The 272-nt window shown below is 61.8% G+C and carries 1 pseudogene; it reads right to left on the bottom strand.

Annotated features, from left to right (window positions below):
• Positions 1-252, bottom strand: a pseudogene (pyrB, locus tag RAD04_RS38725) (aspartate carbamoyltransferase catalytic subunit); the annotation flags it as partial.
• Positions 253-272 lie beyond the last annotated feature (20 nt).

The following is a 272-nucleotide window of genomic DNA, read 5'->3' as shown; positions in this document are numbered from 1 at the left end:
CGGCCCGCACAGGACAATCTCCGCGCCGAATTTCGAAAGCAGATACACATTGGATCGCGCGACACGGCTGTGCGCGATGTCGCCGATAATCGCCACGCGCAGCCCATCCAGCGATTTCCCGCGATCCAGAATCGTTCGTGCATCAAGCAGCGCCTGCGTGGGATGCTCGTGCGTTCCGTCACCCGCATTGATGATGGGCGTTTCGAGGTACCGCTGCAGAAAGTGCGGCGCGCCCGATGCCGCATGCCGCATGATAATGGCATCCGGACGCA

The organism is Bradyrhizobium sp. 25ACV, from assembly GCF_054863005.1.
This window is presented reverse-complemented; position numbering and strand designations above follow the sequence as displayed.